Below are 10,105 nucleotides of genomic sequence, written 5' to 3'. Positions count from 1 at the left end.
CGGCGGCCGCGCCCGCGGCGGCGCCGCGCCCGCGGGCGGGGCGGGGGCCGCCCCCCCCGCCGCCGCGGGGTGGCCATGGGGCCCGCGGCGGCGAGGATCACAGGACCGCGTAGCTGCGCCAGACAGGTCGGGCAGACGGACACGCCCCGCCCACCACAGCCGGCGCACGACTGGGGAACCACCAGGTCGGCGAGGATGGACAGGCCTCGCGACAGCACGGGGGGAAGCAGCCGGGTCACACCAGCAGGATCTGCGCCAGCACCCGGCGCCGCCAAGCACGACTTCGCGACCTGTGGATATCGCACCCCCCGACCGCGGCCTGTGGACAGGCGGACGCAGCCGACCGGCCGCGTCTGGGACGATCGACCCGAGCCAGGTGAGCCGACACCGGCGGCCGGTCCGTGACCGACGGCCACAATCGGCCTCCGACCAGCCCGGTCGGCCTCGGTCGGCCTCGCGTGGGCGGCCCGTGGGCAGCCCGTGGGCGGCGAAGACAACGAGACGACGAAGACGACGAGTGGAGACACGGCAATGGCAGAAGGACCCGGCTGGGCCACGCCCGGCGGGCCGGCACCCGGCGAGCGCGACACCGGCGGTCCCAGGTGGGGCACGCCGCAGCCGCCCGGCTGGTCCGACGGTCCCGGCCAGCCGGCGCCGCCACCGGGGCCAGTCGGTCCGCCGCCGCAGTCCGCGGGTCCACCGCCGCCGGGGATTCCGCCGGGTGCGCCAGGTGGCCCGCCGGGGCCGTGGCGCTGGGGGGCCGCGGCGCCCCGGCCCGGCATCATTCCGCTGCGTCCCCTGGCCCTCGGGGAGATCCTGGACGGCACGTTCGCGACTGTCCGCGCGAACCCGGGTGCCACGATCGGGGTGACGGTGGCCTCGGCCGCCGTGGTGGAGACCATCTCCACCCTGATCGCCATCGGCGCGCAGGACGCGTCGCGCACGACCCAGGTGCTGGCCACCGTCTCGTCCTTCGCACTCGAGCTGGTGCTGATCCTGTTCCTGTCCGGGGTGCTCAGCGTCGTGGTGAGCGAGGCGACGCTGGGCAGCCGGATCGGGCCGGCCGAGGCGGTGCGCCGGATCGCGCCCCGCCTGCCCGGGCTGGCCGCGCTGACCCTGGCCGTGCTGGCCGCCGTCGTGCTCGGGATGATCGCGCTGCTGATCGGCGCGATCATGGTGGCGGTGTACCTGAGTCTGGCGGCTCCCGCGTACATCCTCGAAGGCGGCGGGGTCCGCCACGCCCTGCGCCGATCGGTGGCGATCGTGCGCGGCTCCTGGTGGCGGGCCTTCGGCATCCTGCTGCTCGCGATGCTGGTGTCGCTGATGCTCAGCGCCGTGTTCGCCCTCGTCACCGGCATCGTGCTGGTGTCCGCGCCGGGAGTGTTCGGTGAGTTCTACGATGGTGATCTCACCATCGCCGGCCACATCGTCGAGGGCATCGGCAACCTGGTGGCGACGACCGTGTCGACACCGATCTTCGCCGGCGCCGCGGTGCTGCTCTACGTCGATCTACGCATCCGACGGGAGGGGCTGGACGTGACACTCGCCGAGGCCGCCCGGCAGCGCGCCGCGGGTGCAGGACCACGCGGATGAGCCTGGGCGGCCCGGTCACCCGCGACGGCGCGCGGGAGGAGGCACGCCGCGAACTCAGCCGCGAGATCTACCACCGCGAGGGCACGAGCTGGTGGAACCGCGTCCTGAACTGGATCGGTGATCGGGTCGTGGATCTGTGGTCCTGGCTGTTCCCGCGGGATGACACCGGCGGGAGCCACGCGCCGGGGCTCGGCGCGCTGTCCCTGGTGATCGTGGCCGTGATCGTGCTCGGGGCCGCCCGCTGGTGGCTGGGGCCGCTGCGGCGCACCGCGGCGGCGCGACGGGCCGCGCCCGACGAGCTCGCCAGCGCCCGGACGGCGACGCAGCTGCGAGCCGAGGCCGACCAGCAGGCCGCCGCCGGGCAGTACGCCCTGGCCATGCGCTCCCGGCTGCGCGCCATCGTGCGGATGCTCACGGACAAGGGCGTCCTGGAACCACGTCCGGGTCGTACCGCGGGCGAACTGGTCGGGGAGGTCTCCCGGGCCACCGGCGGCCAGTCCACCCCGGGGCAGCCCGATCCGCTGCGCGCCCTCGCGGCCGCGACGGACGTGTTCAGCGAGACCTGGTACGGCGGCCGTCCGGGCACGGCCGAGGGCTACCAGGTGCTCGTCGAGGCCGACACCGGGCTTTCCCGGCTGCGCGGCGGCTTCGCCGCACACGACGACCCGCCCGGCAGGTCGGCGGTGCCCGCGTGACGGCCACCCCGAACACGACCCCGAACACGACCCCGACCAGCGGCGGCGCGGCCACCAGCGCCGGCGGGTCGGGGCCCACATCCGTGCGGACCGGGCCACGGCCGGCGGTGCTGCGCCGGGGCCTGGCGGTCGGCGCGGTCGTCGCGGCGTTCGTGCTCGTCTTCCTGCTGCTGGCGGTGTTCACGGCGGGAACGTCCGGCGGCGAACCGTTCGACGTCAGATCGGCCAGGCCGCACGGCACTCGTGCGCTGGCCGAGATTCTTCGGGCACGTGGGGTGAACGTGACCCCCACCGAGACCGTTCCGGTGGGTCACCGGTCGGCCGGCACGGTCGTCGTGTTCCAGCCCGGCCGCCTCGACCGCGACACGCTCGCCGGATTGCTCGGCCAGGTCTGGCAGGGCTCGGACGTGGTCCTCGTCGGCGCCGACGACGCGGTGCTCGACGTCCTGGACGTGGGAGTCCGCGCCGCGGACGAGAACCCGGGCGGGGGCACGGCGCCTCGCTGCGCGCTGTCGGAGGCCACCGTCGCCGGCAGGGTGTCCCTGGCGGGAAGCCTGGCCTACACCCGCGCCGCGGGGGGCGATCGCAGTGGGATGCGCGCCGAGTTCTGCTACGGCGAACCGCCCACGGCGGCGCGGCTGGCGGTGCTCACTCCTGGTGGCGCGGCCGCGGGCGGGGCGACGCCGGGCGAGGCGGCCGGCGTCGGCCGGCTGGTGCTGATCGGCTCGGCGCGGTTCCTCACCAACGGTGACCTGGACGACGGCGGCGGTGCCGCGCTGGCGCTCGGGCTGCTCGCCCGACACGACACGCTGGCCTGGGTCACCCCGACCGCGGCCAGCCACGACGCGGTGGACACCCGCGGTCCCTTCGAGCTGCTGCCCGGTGGGGTGCGGTGGGGGGTGCTGCAGCTCGCGGTGGTAGTGCTGCTGCTGGGGCTGTGGCGCGGTCGGCGGCTGGGGCCGCCGGTGGCGGAACCGCTGGCGGTCGTGGTCCGCGCGGCGGAGTCCGTCGAGGGGCACGGTCGGCTCTACGCCGCGGCCCGGGCTCGGGACCGAAGCGCCGATGTGCTGCGCGCCGGGCTTCGCGTCCGGCTGGCCGAACGGGTCGGTCTGCCGCTGCGCACGGGCCCGACCGGAGCACCCGAGCCGGATCCGGTCGCCCTGGTCGCGGCGGTCGCGCGGCAGAGCGGCCGGTCACCCTCGGATATTGGATCGCTCCTGTACGGTTCGGGCATGCTGGCACCGATCGATGCCCGACCGGGCCCGTTCGGGCGGGCTGTGGACCAGGCCCGCTCCCGCGGTCTGCCCCCGGAGCCGCCGGCCTGGCCGCGTCCGTCCGCTCAGCCGGCCGGGCCCGGTGCGGACCCGACCCGGTCGACGGGCCTCGATCGTGCATCTGACCAGCCCGATCGCGCGCTGATGGCGCTCGCCCGCGCGCTCGACGACCTCGACCGACAGGTAGGTGGACGGTGACCACCCCGCACATCGACGCGACGTCGGCCGACCCGGCCGCCGATCCGGGTGAGGTGACACTGCACAAGGCGGGTGGTGCGCCGACGCACCGGCCACCGCCGCCGGGCGAGACGACGCCCCCCGATCCCGATGCCGCCCGCCGGGCGCTGATCGCGTTGCGCGGCGAGGTCGCCCGGGCCGTCGTCGGCCAGGACGCGGCCGTCAGCGGGCTCGTCGTCGCACTGCTGTGCCGCGGGCACGCCCTGCTCGAAGGCGTGCCCGGTGTGGCGAAGACGCTGCTCGTGCGGACCCTGGCGGCGGCACTGGCGCTGGACACCAAGCGTCTGCAGTTCACCCCGGACCTGATGCCCGGAGACGTCACCGGGTCGCTCGTCTACGACAGCCGCAGCTCCGAGTTCGCCTTCCGCGAGGGCCCCGTCTTCACCAACCTGCTTCTCGCCGACGAGATCAACCGCACCCCGCCGAAGACGCAGGCCGCGCTGCTGGAGGTGATGGAGGAGCGCCAGGTCACCGTGGACGGTGTCCCGCGCCCGCTGCCCACCCCGTTCGCGGTGCTGGCCACCCAGAACCCGGTCGAGCACGAGGGCACCTACCCGCTGCCCGAGGCGCAGCTGGACCGTTTCCTGGTCAAGGTGACCCTCCCGCTGCCCCCGCGGGACGACGAGATCCGGGTGCTCGCCCAGCACGCCGGCGGGTTCGACCCGACCAACCTGGCCGCGGCCGGGGTGCGTGCGGTGGCGGGTCCGGCGGATCTCGCGGCGGCGCGGGCCGCGGTCGGGGCCGTCGCGGTGCATCCCGACGTCCTCGCCTACATCGTGGATCTTGCCCGGGCGACCCGGGCGGCGCCGAGTGTCCAGCTCGGGGTGTCACCGCGGGGCGCCACGGCGCTGCTGGCGACCACCCGGGCGTGGGCATGGCTGTCCGGTCGCGGCTACGCCACGCCCGACGACGTCAAGGCGCTGGCCCGGGCGACGCTGCGGCACCGGATCAGTCTGCGGCCCGAGGCCGAACTCGATGGGGTCACCGCCGACGTCGTGCTCGAGCAGGTGCTGGCCACCGTCCCGGCACCCCGCTAGCGCGGGCGGTCCGACAGTGGCGATCAGTGGCCGCGCGGTCGCGCTGGCGCTGTGCGGGGTGGCGTTCGTGCTGGTGTCCCCGGCGCCAGGGCTGACCCTGGTGCTGGTCAACCTACTGATCGTGGTGCTCGTGGCCGCTGATGTGGCGTTCGCCGGTGCGGTGCGGACGATGTCGTTCAGCCGCTCCGGTCCCACCGCGACCCGCCTCGGTCAGCCGGTGCCGCTCGTGCTCGCCGTCACCAACAACGGCACCCGTACCGTCCGCGCGCAGGTCCGCGACGCCTGGTCGCCGTCCGCGGGGGCCCAGCCCCGGGTCCACCGGGTCGTGGTGCCCGCCGGGGAACGACGTTTCCTCGAGACGATGCTGACCCCCACCCGACGCGGTGACCGCACCCCGTTTCGGATCACGGTGCGTACGCTCGGCCCGCTCGGGCTCGCCGGCCGCCAGGGGCGACATCACAGTCCGTGGCGGCTGCGGGTGCTGCCGCCGTTCACGTCACGGCGGGCGCTGCCCGCGGCGCTGGCCCGGCTCCGTGAGGTCGAAGGTGAGGTCGCGATCCGCGGGGCGGGCGCCGGTTCGGAGTTCGACAGCCTGCGCGACTACGTGATCGGCGACGACGTCCGGCTGATCGACTGGCGCACCACCGCACGCCGCGGTGCCGTGGTGGTCCGCGCCTTCCGGCCGGAGCGGGACCGGCGGGTCGTCTGTGTTCTGGACACCGGGCGCACCTCTGCCGGCCGGGTCGGCGACACCCCCCGGCTGGACCATGCCCTGGACGCGGCGTTGCTGCTGACCGCCGTCGCGCTGCGGGCCGGTGACCGGGTCAGCCTCATCGCCCACGACAGCGTGCCGCGCGCCACGCTGCCCGGCTCGCACGACCAGGCCTACCTCGCCCGGGTCAGCGACGTGATGGCCGGCCTGGAACCGGCGATCGTCGAGGCCGATCACACCGGCATCGTCACGAGCGTTCTGCGGGCGACATCCCGGCGCAGCCTGGTGGTGCTGTTCACCGAGCTGGCACCGGCCGTCATCGAGGAGGGTCTGCTGCCCGCTCTGGGGACGCTGACCGCACGGCACACCGTCATCGTCGCCGCGCTGCGCGATCCGCGTCTGGACGAACTGGCCGCCGGACGCGACAGCGTGCGCGCCGTCCACACCGCCGCGGCCGCCGAACAGACCCGGATGCGCCGTCGTGAACTCGTCGAGACCCTGCGCCAGCGCGGCGTGGAGGTCGTCGACGCGCCCCCCGCCAGCTACGCCGCGGCCGTCACCGACACCTACCTCACCCTGAAGTCCCTCGGCCGGCTCTGATGTCACCGCGTGAGCGGAATCCCGGTGCGGGGGGCTGGTCGCGGGGCGTGGTTCAGGCGCCGGGTGACCAGATGATGGCGGGTGGACGAACCGCCGCGCACAGTGGGTTGCCCGCCGCGTCGGTGAGGCCCAGCCGTCCCACCAGTGTCCCGGCGCGGATCGCCGCGGCGAGCACGGTCGGGTCGACCGCGTCCAGCATCAGCTTCGCCCGCCGGAACATCGCGAACGTGCCGGCGGCGTCGACGTCACCCCACGACAGGTAGAGGAACCGTCCACCTGGACGGCCCTGGACGTGGCGACCACGCAGATCGGGTCCGGCGGGCCCGGCCAGCACGGTGCATTCCACCGACCACAGCGCCGCGGCCGCGTCACCGGGGTGCACCCCGAGCAGATCGGACGGGTCACCCCGCGCCTGCAGTCCGACGTGGACGTCGCCGTGCCCGCCCTCGCCGGCCGGTCCACAGCGCCGCCCCGGCAGATCATGACCCTCCACCCGGATACGCACCCCGTCATCATCGGTCAGGTAGCTGATCGGCACCGACGGGTCGGGCCCGTTCTGTCGGAGGGCGGCCGTAGAGTGCCGCCCATGTTCGATCACATCGGAGTGCAGGCGGCCGACGTCGCCGCGTCGAGCGCGTTCTACCTGGCCACGTTCGCGGCCATCGGGCTTCGGGAGGCGGTTCGGTTCGAACGTGACGGGGCGCTGGTGGTGGGCCTGGCCGGCCTGGATGGCCAGCCGGCGTTCTGGCTCAGTCCGGCGGGTGGCGCCGAGGCGCGGGAGTTGCACGTCGCGTTCCGCGCGCAGGATCGGGAGGCGGTCGACGCCGTGCACGCCGCGGCCGTGGCAGGTGGGGTCGAGGTGCTGCACGCGCCGCGGGAGTGGCCCGAGTACCACCCTGGCTACTACGGGGTGTTCCTGCGCGATCCCGACGGCCACAACGTCGAGGCCGTCCATCACGGGCCCTGAAAGCGGGCGGCTGGGGTGTGCTCAGACGACGGGGGCGAGATCGGCGGCGCCCTGGTCGGCGTCCAGGTCGGCCGTCTCGCCCGCGGCGGCGGCCCGCGAGCCGTAGAGAGCGACGTAGCCGACGAAGCCCGCCCAGGCCAGCGCGCCGATGCCGATGCGTACCGCGGTGGGCAGGCTGGAGGGAGTCACGAAGGCCTCGATGACGCCGGAGACGGCCAGCGCCAGGGCCGCCCCCAGCACGACGGGAACCGCGGATCGTCCCTCCGCGGCCAGGGCCTCGACGCGTCGGCGGGGGCCCGGCGAGATGACCGACCAGCCCAGCCGCAGCCCGACCGCGCCCGCGACGAACACCACCGTGAGTTCCAGCAGACCGTGCGGAAGGATCAGGGAGAAGAACTGGCCGGTGCGTCCGCAGCCGGACATGTAGCCGCCGAGAATCCCCACGTTCACCGCGTTGACCAGCAGCACCAGCAGGGTCGGCAGGCCGAGGACCACCCCGCCCGCCACCGCCGCCGCCGACACCCAGGCGTTGTTCGTCCAGACCCGGCTCGCGAACGACGCCGCCGGATTCTCGGAGTAGTAGGAGGCGAAGTCGGAGCGGCACAGCTGCTCCACCGAGTCCGGCGGGATCACGCTGGCCCGCGCCTGTGGATCGTTGACGATCCACACACCGATCGCCAGGGCCAGCAGCACCGATCCGGCGGCCGTGGCCAGCACCCACCAGCGCCGCTGGTACACGGCCAACGGGAAGGTCACGGTGAGGAAACGGCCGAGGACGTGCCACCCGGGATCCGACGCCCCGGCGACCACGGCCCGGGCCCGGGTGACGAGGTTCGTCAGGTCATCCACCAGATCCGTGTCATACGACCGGGTCCGGATGACCGACAGGTGGGTGGCGGTGCGCTGGTACAGGTCGACCAGTTCGTCGAGCTCGACGGCACGCATCCGGCGCGGACGGCGCGCCCGGTCCACAAGGTGACCGAGCCGGACCCAGACCGGTCGGTGCACGGCGACGAACGCATCGAGATCCATGGCAGGGCCATCCTCGCAGACAGCGAGAGGACGGATCACGGGCATCGTCCGTCCGGGACACGCCAGGACACCATCGGCATGGCCGCCGTAGGCTCACGCCTGGTACACATCGGAGTTCCGGGGGCCCGCATGACATTGCCGACGGCGCGATGAGCGCAGCCGTACGCAGCATCCCGGCGCCGAGGGCGCTCCCGGGCGAGGCCGTGGGTACCAACACCATCATCACCGGCGAGGCCGTCGCCATCGACCTGCGGGTGGCGCGGCTGGGTTCCCGGCTCGTCGCTGGCGGGATCGACCTGCTCGCCCAGTTCTACCTGCTCGGTTTCCTGGTCACGGTCGTCCTGCTCGTGGTGCGGCCCGAGGATGACGCGCTGGTGAGTGCGATGGTCCTGCTGGTCTATGTCACCGTGGTGATCGGATATCCGGTGGCCTGCGAGACCCTCAGCGGCGGACGGACCCTTGGCAAGCTGGCGCTGGGCCTGCGGGTCGTGCGCGACGACGGCGGCCCGATCCGTTTCCGGCATGCCTTCGTCCGTGGCCTGGTCGGCGCGGTGGTCGAACGACCGGGCATCCTGTTCGGCCTGCCGGCGATCATCTGCATGATCAGCTCACGGACCAGCAAACGGCTCGGGGACGTGTTCGCCGGAACGGTCGTGCTCCAGGTCAGCGTGCCGCGCACGGTCAGTTCGCCGCCGTTCGTCCCGCCGCCCCTGCTCGGCTGGGCGGGCCTGCTCGACCTGTCCGGGTTGGACGACTCGCTGGCGTTGCGTACCCGTCAGTTCCTGAGCCGGGCCCACGCGCTGTCAGCACCCGCGTTGGAACGTCTCGGCAGTGGCCTCGTCCAGGAGATGCGGGCCGTGGTCACCCCGCCGCCACCGCCCGGCACACCAGGATGGGCGTATCTGTCGGCCGTCCTGGCCGAACGGAGTCGGCGCGGCTACGCGCGGCTGATCGCACAACGCCAGGCGAGCCGTCGACGGACCGCGCCCCCTGGCCAGCAGCCCACGCCGGGCTACACGCCCACACCGGGTTACACGCCCACACCGGGTTACACGCCCACACCGGGCTACACGCCCACACCGGGCTACACGCCCGCACCGGGTCACGGGCCCGGACCGGGACCCGGAACAGGTCACCTACCTGGCCCTGGACCGGGCTACGGGCCCGGCGCCGGGAAATGGTGATCCAGGCCACCGGAACCCCACTCCCTTAACGTCGCCTAAACAAACAGGGGCAGACCGCACATCAGGTAGCCGCCGGTTGGCCCGGGCCGGAATCCCTCGTCTACCGTTACCTGCGGTATCGGACCGTCTCGGCCATCCGGGGTGAACCGGCGCGCACCGCGTCGCCGCGCACACCGCGGGGTGGACGGTGCCGGGAAGCGACCAAGCACCGGCTCGCGCATGCTGGTGCTGGCGCAGGCCGTGGTTCGAGGTCCTACGTATTCCGGCGAGTTCGCCGGCTCACCGGAGGGGGTGACGGCGACGTCTGGCAGACGGGAGTCGAGCACTCCATCCCGGGCCACGCCGACAGAGGCGACAGCGCCCGCGCAGGGGCCGTCCGGCGCCCTGCCACGGAGCGGCTCGGGTGGGGCGGGGGGGCCAGCGGCGGGCCGCGCGGCCAGTGTGCCGCCACGCCCCGATGGCCGGCCCCGCGCCGTGGCGGCCGAACGTGTGGCCACACCGCCCCGCTCGCCGTCGACCAGCGCGAACCCGTCAACCAGCGCGGACCTGTCGACCACCGCGGTCGCGGCGCCCACCGCGCCGCACAGCCCCTCGCCCGCGGTCAGGTCCAGGGCCGCGGCGGGAGCCGGCGTGCGGACAGCCGCCGGGACGGCTCCCGGCTCCCCGGCGGCCACGGCACCCGCGGCGGCCGCCGGGCGGCCTGGGTCCGTCGCGGTGGAGGGCCCGTCGCCGCGTTCCCCCGAGTCCGGTGACGGGCGATCCGGGGACGGGGCC

The 10,105-nt window shown here is 74.4% G+C and carries 9 protein-coding genes and 1 pseudogene; 7 read left to right on the top strand and 3 right to left on the bottom strand.

What is annotated here, in order from left to right:
- Positions 1-239, bottom strand: a pseudogene (locus MXD61_RS11735) (ComF family protein); the annotation flags it as partial.
- Positions 240-531: 292 nt separating this feature from the next.
- On the opposite strand from MXD61_RS11735, the gene MXD61_RS11730 reads away from it, so the two are divergent.
- Genes MXD61_RS11730 through MXD61_RS11710 form a run of 5 tightly spaced genes read left to right on the top strand, consistent with a single transcriptional unit; the run spans position 532 to position 6,148 of the window.
- Positions 532-1,593 carry a hypothetical protein gene (locus MXD61_RS11730; protein ID WP_248812887.1) on the top strand — a complete coding sequence of 354 codons (1,062 nt, stop codon included), beginning with the start codon at positions 532-534 and terminating at the stop codon, positions 1,591-1,593.
- On the top strand, positions 1,590-2,288 hold the full coding sequence (locus MXD61_RS11725; RefSeq protein ID WP_248812886.1) for a DUF4129 domain-containing protein: 699 nt from the start codon (positions 1,590-1,592) through the stop codon (positions 2,286-2,288). The genes MXD61_RS11730 and MXD61_RS11725 overlap by 4 nt, the downstream gene beginning before the upstream one ends.
- A complete protein-coding gene (locus tag MXD61_RS11720) occupies positions 2,285-3,760 on the top strand; it encodes a DUF4350 domain-containing protein (RefSeq protein WP_248812885.1) in 1,476 nt (491 codons plus the stop codon). Before MXD61_RS11725 ends, MXD61_RS11720 begins: the two co-directional genes overlap by 4 nt.
- Positions 3,757-4,836 (top strand): AAA family ATPase, encoded by a 1,080-nt coding sequence (locus MXD61_RS11715; protein WP_372512189.1) that lies wholly within the window; start codon positions 3,757-3,759, stop codon positions 4,834-4,836. The genes MXD61_RS11720 and MXD61_RS11715 overlap by 4 nt, the downstream gene beginning before the upstream one ends.
- Positions 4,837-4,852: 16 nt before the next feature.
- Positions 4,853-6,148 carry a DUF58 domain-containing protein gene (locus tag MXD61_RS11710; protein WP_248812884.1) on the top strand — a complete coding sequence of 432 codons (1,296 nt, stop codon included), beginning with the start codon at positions 4,853-4,855 and terminating at the stop codon, positions 6,146-6,148.
- A 52-nt stretch (positions 6,149-6,200) separates the two neighbouring features.
- Here the strand turns inward: MXD61_RS11710 and MXD61_RS11705 are convergent, their stop codons facing one another.
- Positions 6,201-6,686: a DUF5990 family protein gene (locus MXD61_RS11705; protein ID WP_248812882.1), complete on the bottom strand. Its 486-nt coding sequence runs from the start codon at positions 6,684-6,686 to the stop codon at positions 6,201-6,203.
- Between the two features lie 48 nt (positions 6,687-6,734).
- Here MXD61_RS11705 and MXD61_RS11700 point away from each other — a divergent pair, with 48 nt between their 5' ends.
- Positions 6,735-7,115: a VOC family protein gene (locus MXD61_RS11700; protein ID WP_248812880.1), complete on the top strand. Its 381-nt coding sequence runs from the start codon at positions 6,735-6,737 to the stop codon at positions 7,113-7,115.
- 21 nt (positions 7,116-7,136) lie between these two features.
- On the opposite strand, the gene MXD61_RS11695 is transcribed toward MXD61_RS11700, so the two are convergent.
- Positions 7,137-8,147 (bottom strand): stage II sporulation protein M, encoded by a 1,011-nt coding sequence (locus MXD61_RS11695; protein WP_248812878.1) that lies wholly within the window; start codon positions 8,145-8,147, stop codon positions 7,137-7,139.
- Positions 8,148-8,296: 149 nt separating this feature from the next.
- Here MXD61_RS11695 and MXD61_RS11690 point away from each other — a divergent pair, with 149 nt between their 5' ends.
- Positions 8,297-9,331, top strand: coding sequence for an RDD family protein (locus tag MXD61_RS11690; protein WP_248812876.1), 1,035 nt, complete (start codon positions 8,297-8,299; stop codon positions 9,329-9,331).
- Positions 9,332-10,105 lie beyond the last annotated feature (774 nt).

The organism is Frankia sp. AgPm24, from assembly GCF_023243055.1.
GTDB lineage: Bacteria > Actinomycetota > Actinomycetes > Frankiales > Frankiaceae > Frankia > Frankia umida.
Note: the sequence above shows the minus strand (reverse complement) of the source record. Positions and strands in the feature narration are given on the sequence as shown.

What these genes read in the sequence shown, in the direction of transcription:
- MXD61_RS11695 (WP_248812878.1), bottom strand. Translation starts at nt 8,147, where the DNA reads ATGGATCTCGATGCGTTCGTCGCCGTGCACCGACCGGTCTGGGTCCGG.
- MXD61_RS11700 (WP_248812880.1), top strand. Translation starts at nt 6,735, where the DNA reads ATGTTCGATCACATCGGAGTGCAGGCGGCCGACGTCGCCGCGTCGAGC.
- MXD61_RS11730 (WP_248812887.1), top strand. Translation starts at nt 532, where the DNA reads ATGGCAGAAGGACCCGGCTGGGCCACGCCCGGCGGGCCGGCACCCGGC.
- MXD61_RS11725 (WP_248812886.1), top strand. Translation starts at nt 1,590, where the DNA reads ATGAGCCTGGGCGGCCCGGTCACCCGCGACGGCGCGCGGGAGGAGGCA.
- MXD61_RS11690 (WP_248812876.1), top strand. Translation starts at nt 8,297, where the DNA reads ATGAGCGCAGCCGTACGCAGCATCCCGGCGCCGAGGGCGCTCCCGGGC.